The organism is Streptomyces globosus (assembly GCF_003325375.1).
Taxonomy (GTDB): domain Bacteria; phylum Actinomycetota; class Actinomycetes; order Streptomycetales; family Streptomycetaceae; genus Streptomyces; species Streptomyces globosus_A.
Genome location: NZ_CP030862.1, coordinates 5,385,289 through 5,406,588, shown reverse-complemented (window position 1 = coordinate 5,406,588; position 21,300 = coordinate 5,385,289). Strand labels below are relative to the sequence as shown.

Annotated in this window: 13 protein-coding genes; 6 read left to right on the top strand and 7 right to left on the bottom strand. The window is 72.6% G+C overall.

The genetic code is table 11. The annotated features are described in order from the left end of the window. Positions 1 to 13: 13 nt before the first annotated feature. Positions 14 to 1,423: a type I glutamate--ammonia ligase gene (glnA, locus tag C0216_RS23995; protein WP_114057286.1), complete on the top strand. Its 1,410-nt coding sequence runs from the start codon at positions 14 to 16 to the stop codon at positions 1,421 to 1,423. 288 nt (positions 1,424 to 1,711) lie between these two features. Further along, on the top strand, positions 1,712 to 4,561 hold the full coding sequence (locus C0216_RS34670; RefSeq protein WP_114057285.1) for a hypothetical protein: 2,850 nt from the start codon (positions 1,712 to 1,714) through the stop codon (positions 4,559 to 4,561). Between the two features lie 121 nt (positions 4,562 to 4,682). On the opposite strand, the gene C0216_RS23985 is transcribed toward C0216_RS34670, so the two are convergent. Beyond that, positions 4,683 to 5,369, bottom strand: a complete 687-nt coding sequence (locus tag C0216_RS23985; protein WP_114057284.1) for a TetR/AcrR family transcriptional regulator — start codon at positions 5,367 to 5,369, stop codon at positions 4,683 to 4,685. An 85-nt stretch (positions 5,370 to 5,454) separates the two neighbouring features. Between C0216_RS23985 and C0216_RS23980 the strand changes: the two genes are divergently transcribed. Next, entirely contained in the window at positions 5,455 to 6,225 is a 771-nt protein-coding gene (locus C0216_RS23980) for an SDR family NAD(P)-dependent oxidoreductase (protein WP_114057283.1), read from the top strand. Between the two features lie 25 nt (positions 6,226 to 6,250). Here the strand turns inward: C0216_RS23980 and C0216_RS23975 are convergent, their stop codons facing one another. From C0216_RS23975 to C0216_RS23950, 6 genes are all read right to left on the bottom strand, one after another. Continuing rightward, entirely contained in the window at positions 6,251 to 6,769 is a 519-nt protein-coding gene (locus C0216_RS23975; RefSeq protein ID WP_114058876.1) for a DUF4240 domain-containing protein, read from the bottom strand. 157 nt (positions 6,770 to 6,926) lie between these two features. Continuing rightward, positions 6,927 to 9,623, bottom strand: coding sequence for a pyruvate dehydrogenase (acetyl-transferring), homodimeric type (gene aceE, locus C0216_RS23970; protein ID WP_114057282.1), 2,697 nt, complete (start codon positions 9,621 to 9,623; stop codon positions 6,927 to 6,929). A gap of 231 nt (positions 9,624 to 9,854) precedes the next feature. Beyond that, positions 9,855 to 10,478, bottom strand: a complete 624-nt coding sequence (locus C0216_RS23965; protein WP_114058875.1) for a GntR family transcriptional regulator — start codon at positions 10,476 to 10,478, stop codon at positions 9,855 to 9,857. 201 nt (positions 10,479 to 10,679) lie between these two features. Beyond that, entirely contained in the window at positions 10,680 to 12,440 is a 1,761-nt protein-coding gene (gene sucB, locus C0216_RS23960) for a 2-oxoglutarate dehydrogenase, E2 component, dihydrolipoamide succinyltransferase (protein ID WP_114057281.1), read from the bottom strand. 53 nt (positions 12,441 to 12,493) lie between these two features. Further along, positions 12,494 to 13,882: a dihydrolipoyl dehydrogenase gene (gene lpdA, locus C0216_RS23955; RefSeq protein WP_114057280.1), complete on the bottom strand. Its 1,389-nt coding sequence runs from the start codon at positions 13,880 to 13,882 to the stop codon at positions 12,494 to 12,496. A 308-nt stretch (positions 13,883 to 14,190) separates the two neighbouring features. Further along, positions 14,191 to 15,726: a leucyl aminopeptidase gene (locus C0216_RS23950; protein ID WP_114057279.1), complete on the bottom strand. Its 1,536-nt coding sequence runs from the start codon at positions 15,724 to 15,726 to the stop codon at positions 14,191 to 14,193. Positions 15,727 to 16,073: 347 nt separating this feature from the next. Between C0216_RS23950 and C0216_RS23945 the strand changes: the two genes are divergently transcribed. From C0216_RS23945 to C0216_RS23935, 3 genes are all read left to right on the top strand, one after another. After that, positions 16,074 to 18,104 carry a hypothetical protein gene (locus C0216_RS23945; RefSeq protein ID WP_114057278.1) on the top strand — a complete coding sequence of 677 codons (2,031 nt, stop codon included), beginning with the start codon at positions 16,074 to 16,076 and terminating at the stop codon, positions 18,102 to 18,104. 104 nt (positions 18,105 to 18,208) lie between these two features. Further along, a complete protein-coding gene (gene pelF / locus C0216_RS23940) occupies positions 18,209 to 19,720 on the top strand; it encodes a GT4 family glycosyltransferase PelF (RefSeq protein ID WP_114057277.1) in 1,512 nt (503 codons plus the stop codon). Further along, positions 19,717 to 21,282 (top strand): hypothetical protein, encoded by a 1,566-nt coding sequence (locus C0216_RS23935; RefSeq protein ID WP_114057276.1) that lies wholly within the window; start codon positions 19,717 to 19,719, stop codon positions 21,280 to 21,282. Before pelF ends, C0216_RS23935 begins: the two co-directional genes overlap by 4 nt. The last annotated feature ends 18 nt before the right edge of the window (positions 21,283 to 21,300 follow it).

Here is a 21,300-nt window from a genome sequence, read left to right as displayed (position 1 = left end):
TAGGAGGAGTTGGATGTTCCAGAACGCCGACGAGATCAAGAAGTACATCGCGGACAACGACGTCAAGTTCGTCGACGTCCGGTTCTGCGACCTGCCCGGTGTGATGCAGCACTTCACCATCCCGGCGAAGGCGTTCGACCCGGCCGAGGAACTCGCCTTCGACGGCTCCTCGATCCGCGGCTTCCAGGCGATCCACGAGTCCGACATGGCGCTGCGTGCCGACATCAGCACCGCCCGCCTGGACCCGTTCCGCCGCGACAAGACGCTGAACATCAACTTCTTCATCCACGACCCGATCACGGGTGAGGCCTACAGCCGCGACCCGCGCAACATCGCGAAGAAGGCCGAGGCGTACCTCGCCTCCACCGGCATCGCCGACACCGCGTTCTTCGGGCCCGAGGCCGAGTTCTACATCTTCGACAGCGTGCGCTTCGCGACCACCGCGAACGAGGGCTTCTACCACATCGACTCCGAGGCCGGCGCCTGGAACACCGGCTCCGAGGAGAACAACCGCGGCTACAAGGTCCGCTACAAGGGCGGCTACTTCCCGGTCGCCCCGGTCGACCACTTCGCGGACCTGCGCGCCGAGATCTCCCTGGAGCTGGACGCCCAGGGCCTCCAGGTCGAGCGCCAGCACCACGAGGTCGGCACCGGCGGCCAGGCCGAGATCAACTACAAGTTCAACACGCTGCTCGCCGCGGCCGACGACCTGATGCTCTTCAAGTACATCGTGAAGAACGTCGCCTGGCGCAACGGCAAGACCGCCACCTTCATGCCGAAGCCGATCTTCGGTGACAACGGCTCGGGCATGCACGTCCACCAGTCGCTGTGGCAGGGCGGCGAGCCGCTCTTCTACGACGAGGCGGGCTACGCGGGCCTGTCGGACACCGCCCGCTACTACATCGGCGGCATCCTCAAGCACGCCCCGTCGCTGCTGGCCTTCACCAACCCGACGGTGAACTCGTACCACCGCCTGGTGCCGGGCTTCGAGGCGCCGGTGAACCTGGTGTACTCGCAGCGCAACCGCTCCGCCGCGATGCGCATCCCGATCACGGGCTCGAACCCGAAGGCGAAGCGCGTCGAGTTCCGCGCCCCGGACCCGTCGTCGAACCCGTACCTCGCGTTCTCGGCGCTGCTCCTGGCCGGCCTCGACGGCGTCAAGAACAAGATCGAGCCGATGGAGCCGATCGACAAGGACCTCTACGAGCTGGCTCCCGAGGAGCACGCCAACGTCCCGCAGGTCCCGACCAGCCTGGAGAACGTCCTCAAGGCCCTGGAGGACGACCACGAGTACCTCCTCGCCGGCGGCGTCTTCACCGCGGACCTGATCGAGACGTGGATCGACTACAAGCGCACCCACGAGATCGCCCCGATCGCGCTGCGCCCGCACCCGCACGAGTTCGAGCTCTACTTCGACCTCTAAACACGTCGGCCGGCGCGGCCGACCCGTTCGGCCGCCGTTCGGCTGCGCCCAGGCAGGAGCCCTGCCGCTCTCCACGGAGAGCGGCAGGGCTCGTCGCGTTTCCGCACCGCCGGCGCCGGCGGTCGGGTGCCGGCCGCGGAGGTCCGCGACCGTACGGAACGCCACCAACCAGCCCTGATCGCCATGACCCGGACCCCAGCCGCCACCCACGCCTCTGACCTCGGCTTACGGGTGTGCGACCATCGCTCGACGCCATATCGCCCTGGGGGGTTCATGCCAACGCCGTGGGTGTCCAGAGGACGCCCGATCTCCACCGTACTGACCTGCCTGCTGGCCTTCCTCGCCGCACTGCTGGTGCCCGTGGGCGCCGCTCAGGCCGCGCCCGCCGCAGAGGACTGCACCGCCGTCGCCGAGGGACGGCACGCGGGCACGTTCACCACCGCCGGGCAGACGCACTGCCTGGAGCTGCCGAGCCCGCAGGGCGCCCGGATCGCCGCCCTCACCTCACTCGGCGGAGCGGGCGTCACCGCCCGCGTCGAGCTCGTCGACCGGAACGGCACCGCACAGTGCACCGACGGCGACCTCAGCCGGGGCGAGTGCGCCCTGACCGGAACGGCACCGTTCCGTGCGCGGGTCCGCGCCGCGGACGCCGAGGCGACCGGCCCGTACGGTGTGCACTTCGTCCGCACGGACGTACTCCAGAAGGACTGCCCGGTCCTGCCCGCCGGCAGCTTCGCCGACGACGCGGCGGCCGTACGCCTGGAGACCGGCAACGGCGTCTTCTCGCACTGCCTGACCATCCCGGCCGACGCCCATTCGACCGCCGAGCTCCTGCGGATCCGCTACGGCCTCCCGGAGGACTCGGAGCTGTTCCCGCAGTACTCGCTGCGCGTGATCGACACCGACGGCAACGGGCCGTCCTGCTACGACCACCCCGCCCCGGGCCAGCAGCTCCGCACGGACGGCCTCACCAGCTGCTCCCTCACCGCAGGCAAGGCGTACACCCTGCTCCTGCAGGGCCAGGACGCCCCGCGCAGCCACACCCTGGACCGCAGGGACGTCACCGCGACCGCCCGCGGCTGCACCACCACCGCGGCGACGCAGGTCGGCGCCCCGGCCACGACCGGCACCTCCGGCGCGAACGGCACCCTGCGCTGCCACCGCATCACCACGCCGGCCGCCGCGGACCGGCTGCGCCTCGACGTCCGGGACGCCCACGACTCCACGCACACGCTGGTCATGGACGACACCGGCCGCATCGCCTGCTACCAGAAGACCTGGGCGTGCACGCCCAGCGGCTCCACCGGCTACCAGGTGGTCACGCAGGTCCCGCAGCAATGGTCCCTGCCCGCCTCCTACCGCCTCGACGCCTGGCGGATCGCCACGGCCACCGGGCCTGCGCCCGAATGCACCCGGGCCGGCTCCGTGGCGTACGGGTACGGCCCGCTGACCGGCACCCTCGGTGAGGAGCGCACCGGCGTGTGCGCCGTCCTGCCGAGCGCCTCGGGCGACTCGTTCAGGGCGGAAGTCGCCACCACGGACGGCGGGACGCGCACCCCGGAGCCCGAGCTCTACAGTGATGCCGGACGCAACCTCTGCAGCGGCCACGCGTCCCCGTACAGCTGCCAGGCCGCAGGCCAGAGCCTGTTCGTCCTCCCGCTGCCGGACGCTGTGGACCGCGCGGCGTACCGCGCCCAGCTGGTCTGCACCACCGCCCCCTGCGGCTCGGAGGACGTGTCCGTCGCCACGGTCACGCCGACCACCGCGCAGAGCGGGACGGTCGCCACCCTCACCGTCACGGGCACGGCCCTGGGCATGGGCACCACCGTCCGGCTGACGGGCGGCCCGGCGCCGCTGACGGCCACGACCGTCTCCGTCTCGGACGACGCCCGCACGCTGAAGGCGACCGTGGACCTGCGCACCGCCCCGGCCGGCAACTGGAACATCAGCGTCATCGTGCTCGGCTCCCAGTACCCGCGCGGCACGCTGACGGTGACGCCGCCTGCGGCCGCCTCCGGTCACGGCACGTACAAGCCGATTGCGCCGACGCGTCTGATGGACACCCGTATCGGTCTGGGTGTGGCGAAGGCGAAGGTGGGTCAGGGCGGTACGGTGACGCTGCCGGTGACGGGTGTGGCGGGTATTCCGGCGTCGGGTGTGACGGCGGTGGTTCTGAACGTGACGGCGACCGAGCCGACGTCGTCGTCGCATGTGTCGGTGTTCCCGGACGGTACGGCGCGTACGAGTGCGTCGAATCTGAACTTCGTGGCGGGGCAGACGGTTCCGAACCTGGTGGTTGTGCCGGTGGTGAACGGGAAGGTCAGCTTCTACAACAATGCCGGGTCGGTGGATCTGATTGCCGATGTGGCGGGTTACTACACCACGGATGGTTCGGGTTCGACGTACAAGCCGATTGCGCCGACGCGTCTGATGGACACCCGTATCGGTCTGGGTGTGGCGAAGGCGAAGGTGGGTCAGGGCGGTACGGTGACGCTGCCGGTGACGGGTGTGGCGGGTATTCCGGCGTCGGGTGTGACGGCGGTGGTTCTGAACGTGACGGCGACCGAGCCGACGTCGTCGTCGCATGTGTCGGTGTTCCCGGACGGTACGGCGCGTACGAGTGCGTCGAATCTGAACTTCGTGGCGGGGCAGACGGTTCCGAACCTGGTGGTTGTGCCGGTGGTGAACGGGAAGGTCAGCTTCTACAACAATGCCGGGTCGGTGGATCTGATTGCCGATGTGGCGGGTTACTACACCACGGATGGTTCGGGTTCGACGTACAAGCCGATTGCGCCGACGCGTCTGATGGACACCCGTATCGGTCTGGGTGTGGCGAAGGCGAAGGTGGGTCAGGGCGGTACGGTGACGCTGCCGGTGACGGGTGTGGCGGGTATTCCGGCGTCGGGTGTGACGGCGGTGGTCCTGAACGTGACGGCGACCGAGCCGACGTCGTCGTCGCATGTGTCGGTGTTCCCGGACGGTACGGCGCGTACGAGTGCGTCGAATCTGAACTTCGTGGCGGGGCAGACGGTTCCGAACCTGGTGGTCGTGCCGGTGGTGAACGGGAAGGTCAGCTTCTACAACAACGCCGGGTCGGTGGACCTCATCGCAGACGTCGCCGGCTACTACACGACGTAACGCCCGGCCGAAACACACCCCCGCAGGCCCTCGCCCTCCCCGGGCGAGGGCCTGCGGGCATGAGGGCGGCGGGCGCCGCGGCCCCTCCGGGGCGATCGGCCGGACGTGCCGGGCTCCCGCTTCAGGGGGTGGGGCGGGGTGTCCCGCCCGGGCCCGGCGGGAGGGGGATTGCCGGGGTCAGGGCGCGGAGGGAGCGGACGGCCAGTTCCCGGGGGGAGTCCGGGCCCGTGCAGGGGGTGTCCGTGGTGGACCAGAGTTCCAGGGCGATGCGGATGGCGTCCGTGGCGGCCGCCGCCAGGAGGCGGATCGACAGGGGGTCCGCCGCTTCCGAGGTCAGGCGGGTCAGGACGGGGACCAGGGCCTCCTCGGAGTCCTGGTTCACGCGGTACCAGACGGCGCGCAGGGCCGGGTCGGTGGCGGCGGCGCGGAGGAGCCCGCGGGTGACCTCCAGGCCCTCGGCGACGGCCTGGGGGGCGGTGAGCGTGCGGGTGATCGCGCGTTCCAGGGCCTCGGCGACCGGGGTGCCGGGGGCCTCCTCGGCGAGCATCGCGCGCCAGGTGTCCCCGCCGGTGGCGAGGAGCGGGGCGACGGCCTCCTGCTTGTTGCGGAAGTAGCGGTAGAAGGTGCGCAGGGCGACGCCGGCGCGGTGGGCGATGTCCTCCGCGGTGGTGCCGTCCGGGCCGTGCTCGGCGAAGAGGGCGCAGGCGGCGCGGGCGATGTCGAGCTGGGTGGCGGCCTTGCGGCGCTCGGTCAGGGACTGGGCTGCGGCGGGGCCGGTCCGGAGGGAGTAGGGACGAGGGGATCTCACGGGGGAAGCCTACCGCTCCGGCGGGCCCGTAATGCGCGTTTTGGCACCCTGGCAAAGCGTGTCATCGCACGGGTACGCTCAGCTCATGAACCGTTACGAAGGACGACGCGTCCTCATCACCGGCGGCGGCTCCGGCATCGGCCGGGCCACCGTGCACCGCATCCTGGCCGAGGGCGGCCGCGTCCACACCGCGGACGTCGACGAGTCCGGCCTGAAGGCCACCGCCGAGCGGGCCGCCGCCGACGGGCATGCGGACCGGCTCACCACCGCCGTCCTCGACATAGCGGACGAGGCCGCCGTCGCCGCGGCCGTCCCCGCCGCCGTGGAGGCCCTCGGCGGGCTCGACGTCCTCGTCAACGCCGCCGGCATCCTGCGCTGCGCGCACACCCACCGCACGCCGCTCGACCTGTGGAACAAGGTCCTCGCCGTCAACCTGACCGGCACCTTCCTCATGATCCGCGAGTCGCTCCCGGCGCTGCTGGAAGGCGACCGGCCGGTCGTCGTCAACTTCAGCTCCACCTCGGCGTCCTTCGCCCACCCCTACATGGCCGCCTACGCGGCGAGCAAGGGCGGCATCCAGTCCATGACGCACGCGCTGTCCGCCGAGTACAGCAAGCAGGGCCTGCGCTTCGTCGCCGTCGCGCCCGGGTCCATCGAGTCCGGCATGACCACCGGCGCCGGCCCCGGCCTGCCCGAGGACACCGACTGGAGCCTGTTCGCCAAGCTCGCCCCCGCGATCGGGCAGGGCTTCGCCCCGCCGGAGACGGTCGCCGGCGTGGTCGCGATGCTGGGCTCCGAGGACGGCGCCTTCATCACCGGCACCGAGATCCGCATCGACGGCGGCACCCACCACTGAGCCGCCGCCCGCGCCGCCCCCGCCCTCAGCCGCCGAAGCGCTCCCACAGCCGGGGGAAGCGGCCCGCCAGGACCGCCTCGTTCTCGAGGTCGAGCGGGGTGCCCGCCGGTTCCGCGGCCTGGAGCGGGACCCCGAGGTCGGGGGCGACCGTCCCGGTCAGCTGCTCGTACGCCTCGTCCGCGGCGTAGCCGAGCTCCTCGCCGTCGCCGTCGATGTCCTCGTCGAACTCGTCGAGGAGTCCGGCCAGCGCGTCCGGGTCGTGGAGGGCGCCCTCGAAGACGTCCCGTCCCTGGCCGATCAGCCAGCAGCGGAAGTAGTCGAAGGCGTCGTCGCTCGCGCCGCCGAGGAGCACCCAGGCGGCGCCCCACAGGTCCCAGGTGTACGCCCGGTTGTAGCGGGACTCGAAATGCCGGGCGAAGTCGAGGACGGAGTCCGGATCGAGCTGCGCCAACCGCTCCACCAGCAGCTCGGCATGGTCCTCGGGGTCGCCCTCGGCGGCCTCGCGGGTGCTGTCGACGATCTCCCAGAACTCCGTCTCGTCCATCACGGCATCCAGCATCACGGGTCGGCCGGTGGCCCGCCACCGCGACAATCCGACAGCGCCCCGCGAAACGCCGGAGGCGGCCCCGCCCCCTGCTCGGGGGAGGGGCCGCCTCCGCGGCACGAGGGCCCGCGCGCCGGCTTGCGGGCCGGCGGCCGGCTCAGAGGCCGTAGCGCTCGCGGGCCTCCTTCACGGACGACGCCGGCACCTCGCCGCGGCGGGCGAGCTGGGCCAGCGCGGCCACGACGATCGACTCGGCGTCGACGCCGAAGTGGCGGCGGGCGTTCTCGCGGGTGTCGGAGAGGCCGAAGCCGTCCGTGCCCAGCGAGGTGTAGTCCTGCGGGACCCACTGGCTGATCTGGTCGGGGACCTGGCGCATCCAGTCGGAGACGGCCAGGACCGGGCCCGGCGCGCCTTCCAGCACACGGGTGACGTACGGGGTGCGCTCCTCGCCGCGCAGCAGGGCCTCGTCGGCCTCCAGCGCGTCCCGGCGCAGCTCGCCCCAGGAGGTGGCGGACCAGACGTCGGCGGCGACGTTCCACTCGGCGGCCAGCAGCCGCTGCGCCTCCAGGATCCAGTGGATCGCGGTGCCCGAGGCCATCAGCTGGATCCTCGGGGCGTCGGCGGCCGGGGCCGCGTCGCCGAGGTCCGCCGCCGTGTTGAAGCGGTAGAGGCCCTTGACGATGCCCTCCTCCACGCCCTCGGGCATGGCCGGCTGCGGCTTCGGCTCGTTGTAGACCGTCAGGTAGTAGAAGACGTCCGAGTCCACACCGGGGGTGGGCTCCCCGTACATGCGCCGCAGGCCGTCCTTGACGATCACCGCGATCTCGTACGCGAAGGCCGGGTCGTAGTTGAGCGAGGCCGGGTTCGTGGCCGCGATCAGGTGGGAGTGGCCGTCGGCGTGCTGGAGGCCCTCACCGGTCAGTGTGGTGCGGCCGGCCGTCGCGCCGACGATGAAGCCCTTGCCGAGCTGGTCGGCGAGCTGCCACATCTGGTCGCCCGTGCGCTGCCAGCCGAACATCGAGTAGAAGATGTAGAACGGGATCATCGTCTCGCCGTGCGTCGCGTACGACGTGGCGGCGGCGATGAAGTCGGCCATGGCGCCGGCCTCGGTGATCCCCTCGTTGAGGATCTGGCCGTCCTTGGCCTCCTTGTAGTACATCAGCTGGTCGCGGTCGACCGGCTCGTACGTCTGCCCCAGCGGCGAGTAGATGCCCGCGGACGGGAACAGGGACTCCATGCCGAAGGTGCGGGCCTCGTCGGGGACGATCGGCACCCAGCGGCGGCCGGTCTCCTTGTCCCGCATCAGGTCCTTGACCAGGCGGACGAAGGCCATCGTCGTGGCCATCTCCTGCTTGCCGGAGCCCTTGAGCAGCGGCGCGAAGGACTTGTCGGCGGGCTGCGGCAGGGCCACCTGGTGGACGCGGCGGGCCGGGGCCGGGCCGCCGAGGGCCGCGCGGCGCTCCTGGAGGTAGCGGACCTCGGGGGAGTCGGCGCCCGGGTGGCCGTAGGGGACCACGCCGCTGTCGAAGGCGCTGTCCGGGATCGGGAGTCCGAGCAGGTCGCGCATGCCCTTGAACTCGTCGATCGTCAGCTTCTTCATCTGGTGGTTCGCGTTCTTCGACTCGAACCCGGCACCCAGGGTGTAGCCCTTGACGGTCTGCGCCAGGATGACCGTCGGCGCGCCCTTGTGCTCCAGCGCGGCCTTGTACGCGGCGTACACCTTGCGGGGCTCGTGGCCGCCGCGGGAGGTGTGGAAGCACTCGGCGATCTTCGCGTCGGACACCAGGGCGCCGAGCGCCGCGAGGGCCGGGTCGCCGCCGAAGAAGTGCTCGCGGATGTAGGCGGCGTCGCGGGTGGCGTACGTCTGGAACTGCGCGTCCGGGGTCTCGCGCAGGCGGCGGACCAGGGCGCCCGTGGTGTCGAGGCGGAACAGCTCGTCCCAGGCGGAGCCCCACAGGGTCTTCACGACGTTCCAGCCGGCGCCGCGGAACTGGGCCTCCAGCTCCTGGACGATGCGGAAGTTCGCGCGGACCGGGCCGTCGAGGCGCTGCAGGTTGCAGTTGACGACGAAGGTCAGGTTGTCGAGGCGCTCGCGGGCCGCGAGGGCAAGGGCGGCCGTCGACTCGGGCTCGTCCATCTCGCCGTCGCCGAGGAAGGCCCAGACGTGGGAGTTGGAGGTGTCCTTGATCTTCCGGTTCTCCAGGTAGCGGTTGAAGCGCGCCTGGTAGATCGCCGAGAGGGGGCCGAGGCCCATGGAGACCGTCGGGAACTCCCACAGCCACGGCAGGCGCCGCGGGTGCGGGTAGGAGGGCAGGCCGTTGCCGCCGGACTCCTGGCGGAAGTTGTCGAGCTGCTGCTCGGAGATGCGCCCGTCGAGGAAGGCGCGGGCGTAGATGCCGGGGGAGGCGTGGCCCTGGATGTAGAGCTGGTCGCCGGAGCCGTCGGCCTCCTTCCCGCGGAAGAAGTGCTGGAAGCCGGTCTCGTACAGCCAGGCGGCGGAGGCGAAGGTGGCGATGTGGCCGCCGACGCCGTACTTCGAGCCGCGGGTCACCATGGCGGCCGCGTTCCAGCGGTTCCAGGCCGTGATGCGGGCCTCCATCTCCTCGTCACCGGGGAAGTCCGGCTCGGCGGAGGTGGGGATGGTATTGACGTAGTCCGTCTCCAGCAGCTTCGGCAGGGCGAGCCCGGCGCTCTCGGCGTGCTGGAGGGTGCGGCGGAGCAGGTATTCGGCGCGGCGCGTACCGGCGGCCTTGGCGACGGCGTCGAGCGAGGCCGCCCATTCGGCGGTCTCCTCGGTGTCGCGGTCCGGGAGCTGGTCGAGCTCGCTCGGAAGCTTTCCTACGGGGTCGGACATCGGTGTGCGCCGCCTTCCGGACAAAGGAGAGGTGGTGAAGAAGATCCCTGACGGGCAGGACAGGGGGCGGACTCCGGTGGGGGTCCGACCCGACTGTAAATCCCTGATCGATGATCGATCAAACGTTTGCGGTCAAGATGACGGACATCAGGCAAAAGTCGGCACCGGGTGCCAGCGATTCAGGCACCCGGTGCCGGTCAAATCGGGCGAAAGCGGACCCGGATCGTTCCGTCAGGCGCGGGGCGCACACCCCAGGACATGCCGCTTGACCAGCACCCCGATGTCGGGATCCCGGCTGCGGAAGGCCTGTACGAGGGCTTCGTGCTCCTCCGCGTACGACTTCTGGACCGTCCCCAGCCAGCGGATCGACAGGGCCGTGAACACCTCGATGCCCAGGCTCTCCCACGTGTGGAGCAGCACGCTGTTCCCGGCCGCCCGCACCATCTCCCGGTGGAAGCCGACGGTGTGCCGCACCTGCGCCGTGCCGTCCTCCAGCCGGTCAGCCTCCCACAGCGCCGCCACGTGCGGCTCCAGCGCCGAGCAGTCCGCGGCCAGCCGGGGCGCGGCCAGTTCGGCCGCGATCTGCTCCAGGCCGGCCCGCACCGGGTAGATCTCCTCCAGGTCCGCCGCCGACAGGTTCCGCACCCGTACGCCCTTGTTGGGCGCCGACTCGATCAGCCGCAGCGTCTCCAGCTCGCGCAGAGCCTCCCTTACGGGGGTCTGGCTCACCTCCAGCTCGACGGCGATGCGCCGCTCGACGATCCGCTCGCCGGGCTTCCAGCGCCCGCTGACGATCCCCTCCACGATGTGCTCGCGGATCTGCTCGCGCAGGGACTGCACGACGGGTGGGGTGATCATCGGGGCTTCATCTCCTGTGAAGTCGTGCACAGCTCTGATGCGTAGACAATACGGCGCAGTAGCCGCACGGGGAGCGTCCGCGCACGGGGTCGCCGGGTGAGGCTGGTTACAGCCGCGGGAACGACGGCGCCCCCGCCCGGATCGGTTCCGGGCGGGGGCGCCGTGCGTGCTGCGACGGGAGCCGTCGGCGGGCGGGCCTTACAGGCCGAGCTCGACCTCGAACTCGCCGGCCTCCAGGATCGCCTTGACCGCGGTGAGGTACCGGGCCGCGTCCGCGCCGTCCACCAGGCGGTGGTCGTAGGACAGGGTCAGGTACGTCATGTCGCGGACGGCGATGACGGTGCCCTCGGCGGTCTCCTGGACCACCGGGCGCTTCACCGTGGCGCCGATGCCCAGGATCGCGACCTGGTTCGGCGGAACGATGACCGTGTCGAACAGGGCGCCGCGCGAACCGGTGTTGCTGATGGTGAAGGTCGCGCCGGACAGCTCGTCCGGGGTGATCTTGTTGCCGCGGACCTTGCCGGCCAGGTCGGCGGTCGCCTTGGCGATGCCGGCCAGGTTGAGGTCGCCCGCACCCTTGATGACCGGGGTCATCAGGCCCTTCTCGGAGTCCACGGCGATGCCGATGTTCTCCGAGTCGAAGTAGGTGATGGTGCCCTCGTCGTCGTTGATCCGGGCGTTGACGACCGCGTGGGCCTTCAGCGCCTGGGCGGCGGCCTTGACGAAGAACGGCATCGGGGAGAGCTTGACGCCCTCGCGGGCCAGGAAGGAGGCCTTGGCCTTCTCCCGCAGCTTCATGATCTTGGTGATGTCCACCTCGACCACGGACGACAGCTGCGCCTGCGAGTGCAGGGCCTTCATCATGTTGTCGCCGATGACCTTGCGCATGCGGGTCATCTTGACCGTCTGGCCGCGCAGCTCCGAGACCGCGGCGGCCGGGGCCGGGGCGGCCGGGGCGGCAGCAGCGGCGGCGGGAGCCGGGGCGGCGGCGGCCTTGGCGGCCTCGGCGGCGGCCAGGACGTCCTGCTTGCGGATACGGCCGCCGACGCCGGTGCCCGTGACGGTGTTCAGGTCGACGCCGGACTCCGAGGCGAGCTTGCGCACCAGCGGGGTCACGTACGCGCCCTCGTCACCGGCGGAGGCCGGAGCCGCGGGAGCGGCCGGAGCCGCCGGGGCGACCGGGGCCGGAGCCGGGGCGGCCGGAGCCGGAGCGGCGACCGGGGCCGGGGCGGCGACCGGGGCCGGAGCGGCAGCCGGGGCAGCGGCGGGAGCCGGAGCGGCAGCCGGAGCCGGGGCAGCGGCGGGAGCCGGAGCGGCCGGGGCCGGGGCAGCGGCCGGAGCCGCGCCGGCGACACCGATGACGGCGAGACGGGCGCCGACCTCGGCGGTCTCGTCCTCGCCGACCAGGATCTCCAGCAGCGTGCCGGACATCGGCGCGGGGATCTCGGTGTCGACCTTGTCGGTGGAGACCTCCAGCAGCGGCTCGTCGGCCTCGACCGTCTCGCCGACCGACTTCAGCCAGCGGGTGACGGTGCCCTCGGTGACCGACTCGCCCAGCGCGGGCAGCACGACGTCGGTGCCGGACGCGGCCGGCGCGGCGGCAGCGGCGGGGGCCTCGGCGGCCGGGGCCGGGGCGGCGGGCGCCTCGGCCGCGGGGGCCTCGGCGGCCGGAGCCGCGGCCTCGGCGGCTGCCGGGGCGGGGGCCTCGGCCGGAGCGCCGGAGCCGTCGTCGATGACGGCCAGCTCGGCGCCGACCTCGACGGTCTCGTCCTCGGCGACCTTGATCGAGGCCAGGATGCCGGCGACGGGCGAGGGGATCTCGGTGTCGACCTTGTCGGTCGACACCTCCAGCAGCGGCTCGTCGGCCTCGACGCGCTCGCCCTCGGCCTTCAGCCAGCGGGTGACAGTGCCCTCTGTGACGCTCTCTCCGAGCGCCGGAAGGGTTACGGAAACCGCCATGGTTTCAGTTGCTCCTTGTGAAAGTGCGGAAGTGGTCGTCGCGCCCGGGACGATCAGTCGTGGGAGTGCAGCGGCTTGCCGGCCAGGGCCAGGTGGGCCTCGCCGAGCGCCTCGTTCTGCGTCGGGTGCGCGTGGATGAGCTGCGCGACCTCGGCCGGCAGGGCCTCCCAGTTGTAGATCAGCTGGGCCTCGCCGACCTGCTCGCCCATCCGGTCACCGACCATGTGGACGCCGACCACGGCACCGTCCTTGACCTGGACGAGCTTGATCTCGCCCGCGGTCTTCAGGATCTTGCTCTTGCCGTTGCCCGCCAGGTTGTACTTCAGGGCGACGACCTTGTCCGCACCGTAGATCTCCTTGGCCTTGGCCTCGGTGATGCCGACGGAGGCGACCTCCGGGTGGCAGTACGTCACCCGCGGCACGCCGTCGTAGTCGATCGGGACGGTCTTCATGCCCGCCAGGCGCTCCGCGACGAGGATGCCCTCCGCGAAGCCGACGTGCGCGAGCTGCAGGGTCGGGACCAGGTCGCCGACGGCCGAGATCGTCGGCACGTTCGTCTGCATGTACTCGTCGACCAGGACGTAGCCCCGGTCCATCGCGACGCCCTGCTCCTCGTAGCCCAGGCCCTGGGAGACCGGGCCGCGGCCGATGGCGACCAGCAGCACCTCGGCCTCGAAGGTCTTGCCGTCGGCGAGGGTGACCCGCACACCGTTCTCGGTGTACTCGGCCTTCTCGAAGAAGGTGCCCAGGTTGAACTTGATGCCGCGCTTGCGGAAGGCGCGCTCCAGCAGCTTGGAGCTGTTCTCGTCCTCGACGGGGACGAGGTGCTTCAGGCCCTCGATGACCGTGACGTCGGTGCCGAAGGACTTCCAGGCCGAGGCGAACTCGACGCCGATGACGCCGCCGCCGAGGATGATCGCGGACTGCGGCACGCGGTCCAGGACCAGCGCGTGGTCCGAGGAGATGATGCGGTTGCCGTCGATGTCCAGGCCGGGCAGGGAGCGCGGCACGGAACCGGTCGCCAGCAGGACGTGGCGGCCCTGGATGCGCTGCCCGTTCACGTCGACGGACGTCGGGGAGGACAGCCGGCCCTCGCCCTCGATGTACGTCACCTTGCGGGAGGCGACCAGGCCCTGGAGGCCCTTGTACAGGCCCGCGATGACGTCGTCCTTGTACTTGTGCACGCCCGCGATGTCGATGCCCTCGAACGAGGCCTTGACGCCGAACTGCGCGGCCTCGCGCGCCTGGTCGGCGACCTCGCCCGCGTGGAGCAGCGCCTTCGTCGGGATGCAGCCGTTGTGCAGGCAGGTGCCGCCGAGCTTGTTCTTCTCGATCAGGGCAACGTCCAGACCCAGCTGGGAAGCGCGCAGAGCCGCGGCGTAACCGCCACTGCCACCGCCGAGGATCACTAGGTCGAAAACGGTGCTGGCGTCGTTCGCCACGTCACGTCCTCCATGCATGTGCGCCGGGCACCGGTCCTCTGTGACCGGGCGGCGGCTGGTATTCGGCCGCTTGTTTCTTCGGCCCTGTGGTGGGGGCCCTGTCCTGCCGAGAACCCATCTTCGCATTTGTCGGGGGAACGCGGGACGCCGGGCCCGGACTGTGGCAGGTCGTTCTGCCGGACGAAGGGGTTACCGAAGCGTAGAAACCTGCGGATTTCGTCGTGGGCGGACACCCCGGCCCCGCGGACCTGCTGTCCGGGGCCGGGGTGCGTCGTGCGTCACACCGCGGGGGCGGCGGGGCGGAGGTGTCAGCCCAGGTCGCCCGTGGCGGTCCGCTCCGCCAGCCGCACCAGGGTGCGCACGGCCGAGCCGGTGCCGCCCTTGGGGGTGTAGCCGTACGGGGCGCCCTCGTGGAAGGCGGGGCCGGCGATGTCGAGGTGGGCCCAGGTGATGCCCTCGCCGACGAACTCCTGAAGGAACAGGCCGGCGACGAGGCCGCCGCCCATGCGGACGCCCATGTTGGCGATGTCCGCGGTGGGGGAGTCCATCGTCTTGCGCAGGTCCGCGGGGAGCGGCATCGGCCAGGACTGCTCGCCGACCTCCTCGGCGATCTCGTGGACCGCGGTGCGGAAGGCGTCGTCGTTGGCCATGATGCCGAAGGTGCGGTCGCCGAGCGCCAGGACCATCGCGCCGGTCAGGGTCGCCACGTCGATGATCGCGTCCGGGTTCTCCTCGGACGCCTTGGTCAGCGCGTCGCCCAGGACGAGGCGGCCCTCGGCGTCGGTGTTGAGGACCTCGACGGTCTTGCCGCTGTACATGCGCAGCACGTCGCCGGGGCGGGTGGCGGAGCCGGAGGGCATGTTCTCGGCGAGCGCGAGCCAGCCGGTGACGTTGACGGGCAGGCCGAGGCGGGCCACCGCGACGACCGAGGCGAACACGGCGGCGGCGCCGGACATGTCGCACTTCATCGTCTCGTTGTGGCCGGCCGGCTTCAGGGAGATGCCGCCCGAGTCGTAGGTGATGCCCTTGCCGACGAATGCGAGGTGCTTCTCCGCCTCGGGGTGGGTGTAGGAGATCTTCACCAGGCGCGGCGGGTTCTCGGAGCCCTTGCCGACGCCCATGATGCCGCCGTAGCCGCCCTTGGTGAGGGCCTTCTCGTCCAGGACCTGCACCTTGAGGCCGTGCTCCTTGGCCGTGGCGGACGCGATCGACGCGAACGCGGCCGGGGTGAGGTCGTTCGGCGGGGTGTTGATCAGGTCGCGGGCGGTGTTGACCTCGGAGGCGACGACGATCGCGCGCTCGGCCGCGGCCTTGTGCTCCTTGTCGCGCGGCTTGGCACCGAGCAGGGCCACCTCGGCGAGGGGGCGCTTGGGGCCGCCGTTCTTCGCGGCCGCGCCCTTCTTCTCGCCGCCCTGGTAGGAGGTGAAGGCGTACGCGCCGAGGAGCGCGCCCTCGGCGACGGCGGTGACGGCGGAGGCGTCCTCCAGGGGGAGGGCGAAGGCGGCCTTCTTGGTGCCGTGCAGCGCGCGGGCCGCGGAGCCGGCGGCGCGGCGCAGCGCCTCCTCGTCGAACGACTCGTCCTCGTCGGGGGCCGGGCCGAGGCCGACCGCCAGCACGACCGGGGCCTTGAGGCCGTCGGGGGACGGCAGCTTGGTGGTCTCGCCTTCGGCGCCGGTGGCCCCCAGCGCGTCGAGAACGGCGGCGAGCCTCCCGTCGTACGCCTTGTCCACGGCCTCGGCGCCCGCGGCGACGACGGGACCCTTCGGGCCCTTCGCCACGCCGACCACGAGGGCGTCGGCGCGCAGCGTCGCCGCGCCGGCAGTGCTGAGAGTCAGAGCAGTCACGGTGGTGAGGTCTCGCTTCCGTTTGTGTTGTGGGCCGAGTGGGTGGACGGCCTTCCGGCAGCGATCGTATTCCGGCCCGGCGGCCGCCAGAAATGAGCCTACGCGCAGGGGCCTGTCCGCAGGCCACTCGAAGGTTTGCCGAGGCGCTCGAACAGCCCGTCCCCCGGTTCACCCGTCCGTGGCGTTCGGCCCGGGTTTGCCTCTCCGCCCGCCCCGGCTGCCGCAAGACTCGGGCCACTCGATCGCAAGGGGACGCGGGGTTCCTTTGCATGATTTCCACAGAGCCTCCCCGGCCCGGCCCGCCGCCGGGTCCGCGCCGGGTTGCGCCTGCGGGGGGAAAGGCCGACATGGTCATAAGGAACCGGACGAGCAGGACCGCGGCAGCCCTGGCGGCCGCCGCGCTGATGTCCATGGCACTGCCCGCCGCGTCCGCCGAGGCGGCCGCGGCCACACCGCGCATCGACCTGAAGGTGCTCGTCGTCGACGACGGCGGCAGCTCGGTCGAGGCGATCACCGCGGAGCTCCGCGACACCGGGGTCCCCTACACGCGCGTCCTGCTGGGCGCGAGCGGCCGCCCGGTCATCGACGCCGCCTTCCTCAGCGACACGGTCGACGGCCGCCCGCGCGCGAGGTACCAGGGCGTGGTGCTGCCCAACGAGAACCCGTTCGGCGAGGGCTCGGCCGAGATGGCCGCGCTCGCCGCGTACGAGACGGCGTTCGGTATCCGCCAGGTGGACGCCTACACCTGGGCCCATCCCGGCGTGGGCCTGGAGTACACCGACAACGGCGGCTACAGCGGGCAGCTCGACGGGACGCGGGCCGCCGTCACCGCCGCCGGCAAGGCCGGCCCGTTCGGCTACCTCGCCGGCGAGGTAGCCTTCGAGGACAACTCCCCGCTCGTCCCCGAGAGCTACGGCTTCATGGGCCGGCCGCGGGCGGGCTACACCAGCCTCGTGGACGCGCCGGCCGGCGCCGGCCGGGCCTCGCTCGTGGGCGAGTACGCGCACGACGGGCGCACCGAGCTCGTCGTCACCTTCGGCTACAACCAGCACCAGCGGCAGTTCCGGCTGCTGGCCCGCGGCATCGTCGACTGGCTCACCCAGGGCGTCCACCTCGGCCGCAGCCGCAACTACTTCGCCGTGCACGTCGACGACGTCCTCGCGCCCGACGCCCGCTGGAACTCCGAGCTCGACTGCACGCCCGGCGACTACGCCTGCCCGGGCGGCGAGGGCCGCGAGAGCACCATCCGGATGACCGCCGACGACGCCCGGTACGCCGTCCAGTGGCAGCAGGCCAAGGGCTTCACACTCGACATGCTCTTCAACGCCGGCGCCGGCGAGGAGTGGAAGGCCGAGAACGGCGGCACCGACGCCCTCACCGCGCAACTGCTCGCCGACAAGGCCCGGTTCCGCTGGCTCAACCACACCTACACGCACCCCTTCCTCGGCTGTGTCCAGGACACCGCCGCCGACCCGTGGACCTGCACGAAGGACGCGCAGGGCAACGTCCGGTACATGAGCCGCGCCGAGATCTCCGCGCAGATCCGCGACAACGTGGCATGGGCGGCCGCCAAGGGCGTCCCCCTCGACCGCACCGAGCTCGTCACCGGCGAGCACTCCGGGCTCAGGACGCTCCCGCAGCAGCCCCAGGACAACCCCAACCTGGCCGGGGCCCTCGCCGACAACGGCGTCAAGTGGGTCGGCAGCGACAACTCGCGCGAGCCCGCGCAGCGCCCGGTCGGCGCCGCCCTGACCGTCCCCCGCCACCCGATGAACGTGTTCTACAACACGGGCACCAACGCGGAGATGGCCGACGAGTACAACTGGATCTACACCAGCCGCGCCCACGGCGGCAGCGGCCTCTGCGAGGACAACCCCGCGACCTCGACCTGCCTGCCCGCCCCGCTCGACACCGCCACCGGCTACCTCGGCCACATCGTCCCCCAGGAGGCCCGCACCGCCCTGCGCCACGTGCTCGCCAACGACCCGCGCCCGCACTACGTCCACCAGTCCAACCTCGCCGAGGACCGCACCCTCTACCCCGTCCTCGACCGGGTCCTCGACGACTACCGGACCCTCTTCGCGCCCGGCACGCCGCTCGTCAACCAGAGCATGAAGGACACCGGCGTCGAGCTCGGCCGGCGCGCCGCCTGGGACAAGGCGCTCGCCGCGGGCCGCGTCACCGCCTACCGCATCGGCGCGACCGTCACCGTCAAGGCGCCCTCCGGCGTCCTCGCCCCCGTCACCGCGCCGACCGGCACCCGCAAGCAGCTCCTGCTGGGCACCGCCGAGTTCGGCAGCGCGTACGCCGGGACCCGCTCCGCCTGGACCGGGCCCGAACTCCTGCAGAGCGCGGTCGTGCTCCGCCTGCCCGGCTGAGCCGGACCCTCCGATCCACCCGGCCGAGCGGGCCGCGCAGCCCGCTCGGCCGCAGTCCTGCTCCTGCGCGAACCGACGCAACAGTCCTTGGGGGGACACACCGCATGAGCCATGGGCGCCACGTCACCATGCTCACCGAAGGCACCTACCCGCACGTCCACGGGGGCGTGAGCACCTGGTGCGACCAGCTGGTCCGGGGCATGCCGGAAGTCGACTTCAACGTCACGGCCCTGACCGGCACCGGCCGCGAGCCCGTCGCCTGGGAGCTGCCGCGCAACGTCTACCGGCACACCGCCTTCCCGCTGTGGGGGCCGCCTCCCGGACGCGGCCGCAGGCTCCGGGGAGGCCCGGCGCGGCGCCGCTTCGCCGAAGCCTGTGAAACCTTCCTGCTGTCCCTGCTCGACCCCGACGCAGGCGGATTCCGGGAGGCACTGCGCGAGTTCGCCGTCCTCGCCCGGGCCGGGCAGCTCACGCCGGCGCTGCGCTCCGAGTCCGTCCTGCGCCTGCTCACGGCCGTCTGGACCCGCCCCGGCCTGCCCACCGCCGCCGCCGCACCGACCGTCCACGACGCGCTGACCGCCACCGACCTGCTGGAGCACGCGCTGCGGCCGCTGTGCGTGCGGATCCCGCCCGACAGCGTTGCCCACGCCGTCAGCAGCGGCCTCGCCACCCTCCCTGCGCTCGCCGCGAAACACCTGGACGGGGTCCCGTTCCTCCTCACCGAGCACGGCATCTACCTGCGCGAGCGCTACCTCGGCTACCGCAGCACCGCCCAGCGCTGGCCCGTCAAGGCCCTCGTCCTCGGCTTCTACCGCGAGCTCAACACCGAGGGCTACCGGCAGGCCGACCTGATCACGCCCTGCAACCGGTACAACCGCCGCTGGGAGGAGCGCGGCGGCGCGCCCGCCGACAGGATCCGCACCGTCTACAACGGCGTCGACCCGCACGCCTTCCCCGACGCCGGCCCCGAACCGGAGGTCCCCACCCTCACCTGGTGCGGCCGCATCGACCCCATCAAGGACCTCGAAACCCTGCTGCGGGCCTACGCGTTCATGCGCCGCGAACTGCCCGAGCTGCGGCTGCGCCTCTTCGGCCCCGTGCCCGCCGGCTGCGAGGACCACAAGGCCGGCCTGGAGAAGCTCGCCGCCGAACTCGGCATCGCCGACGGGGTGGCCTGGGAGGGCCGCATCGAGCGGGTCGCCGACGCGTACGCCGCCGGCAGCATCGTCATGCTCTCCAGCATCAGCGAGGGCTTCCCCTTCAGCATCATCGAGGCCATGTCCTGCGGCCGGACGACCGTCTCCACCGACGTCGGCGGCGTCCGCGAGGCCGTCGGCGACACCGGGCTCGTCGTCCCGCCCCGCGAACCCGAGACCATGGCCCGCGCCGCCCTCGCCCTCCTGCGGGACGGTGCCCGCCGCGCCGAGCTCGGCCGGCTCGCCCGCCGGCGCGTCATCGAGAAGTTCACCCTCCACCAGTCCGTCGACGGCTTCCGCCACATCTACCGCGAACTCGCCGGCCAGCCCGTCCTGCCCGTCCACGACGGCGACGACTGGACCCAGCGGCTCGCCGACCCCTGGTACCGCGAACTCGCCGCCGACGGGAGCCTGTGGTGAGCGGATCCCTCTGGCTGCGCGCCCCCGGCGGCGACACCCTGCCCGCCGTCCCCCGGCCCCGCCCCGCCGCCCCCGGCGCACCCGCCCGCGACCCGCTGGACGAACTCGCCGACCGCTTCGGCGACATCGCGGCCGCCGCTGTCCACCCCGACGAGATCGCCGCCGTCCTGGAGTCCGACGGGATGACCGACGAGCACATCCGGCTCACCTACGGCCGCCCCGACTCCTTCGCCCTCGCCGAGGAGCTCCACGCCCGGGTGCCGCGCACCCACCCCGAGCCCGACCGGCACCCCGACCCGTGGAGGGTCCCCCTCGGCCCCTGCCTGCTCCGCGGGATCGTCTTCGCGCTGCCCGGCCTCGCCTACGTCCTCGGCGCCCCCTTCCTGGAGGGCCCGCCCGACCGGCTCGGACTGCCCGCCGGCACCCTCACCCTCATCGCCGGCGCCCTCATCGGCTGGGTGTGGGACCAGACCCTCTCCCACCGCGCCTACACCTGGCTCGGCCTCGGCGACCGGGCCGCCGCAGGCCGGACCCTCCTCCTCGGCGCCCCCGCCGGCGCGCTGCTGGGCACCGCCGCCGCGTCCGCCGTGCCCGGCGGGCCGCCCTTCAGTTACGCCTTCGCCGCCGGGCAGGCCGCCTACGTCGGCGCCGCCACCGTGCTGCTCGTCCTCGGCCGGGAGCGGCTGCTGTTCGCGGCGCTCTCCCCGATGGCCGCCGGAGCCGTCCTCGCCCTCGCCGCCGACCTCCCCGAGGCGCTGCGCGCCGCCCTGCTCGCCGCCTCCCTGCTCGCCGCCTGCGCCCTCTCGGCGCGGGAGCTGCCGCTCGCCGCCGGCGTACGGGCCGCCCGGCGCCGGATCCGCCGGCGGGCGGCCGGACACCGCCGGCCCGCCCGCCACCGCCGCCCCGCCGCCGACGGCTCGGGGCCCGTCCGCTGGCGCATGCTGCGCGGGCCGGAGGAGCCGTACGGGCCGGGCGGGCCGCGCCTCGCCGACTCGGTGCCCTACGGGGTCTTCGGCCTCGGCACCGGCCTGCTCGTCCTGTACGCCGCCCTCGGCGAAGTCCTCGCCGGAGGGCCCGCCGAAGCCGTCGCCGCGCCCTCCGCGGTCGCGCTCACCCTCAGCATGGGACCCGCCGAATGGCTGCTCCACCGCTTCCGCAGCGGCACCCTCGCCGGGCTGCGCGCGGCCCGCTCGCCGCTGCGGTTCCGGCTGCGGATGCTCGGCGTGCTGGCCCGCTGCCTCACCGCCTACCTGGCCGTCCTCCTCGCCCTCGGCCTCGCCGGCACCGCGTGCTGGCCCGGGGCGCCGCCGCTCGCCGGGGCCCGGGCTGGGACGCTGCTGCTGCTCGGCGCCGTGATGTGGACCGGGCTGCTGCTCCAGTCCTTCGGAGCCGTCCGGGCCGCCGCCGCCGTCTGCGCCGGCGCGGCCGCCGCGCAGAGCCTGGCCCTGCTGCTGGAGTTCGGGCAGCCCCGCGCGGTGCAGCTCGCCGTCGCCGGGACCGCCGCGGCCGCCCTCGCCGCCCTCGTCTGCCTGCTCCTCGGCCGGGCGACGGCCCACCGCTGACCGTGACCGCGTACGCCC

Excerpts from the sequence above, each read along its gene's own strand:
- aceE (WP_114057282.1), bottom strand. The coding sequence starts at position 9,623 with ATGTCCGACCCCGTAGGAAAGCTTCCGAGCGAGCTCGACCAGCTCCCG.
- sucB (WP_114057281.1), bottom strand. The coding sequence starts at position 12,440 with ATGGCGGTTTCCGTAACCCTTCCGGCGCTCGGAGAGAGCGTCACAGAG.
- pelF (WP_114057277.1), top strand. The coding sequence starts at position 18,209 with ATGAGCCATGGGCGCCACGTCACCATGCTCACCGAAGGCACCTACCCG.
- C0216_RS23980 (WP_114057283.1), top strand. The coding sequence starts at position 5,455 with ATGAACCGTTACGAAGGACGACGCGTCCTCATCACCGGCGGCGGCTCC.
- C0216_RS23945 (WP_114057278.1), top strand. The coding sequence starts at position 16,074 with ATGGTCATAAGGAACCGGACGAGCAGGACCGCGGCAGCCCTGGCGGCC.
- C0216_RS23975 (WP_114058876.1), bottom strand. The coding sequence starts at position 6,769 with ATGGACGAGACGGAGTTCTGGGAGATCGTCGACAGCACCCGCGAGGCC.
- glnA (WP_114057286.1), top strand. The coding sequence starts at position 14 with ATGTTCCAGAACGCCGACGAGATCAAGAAGTACATCGCGGACAACGAC.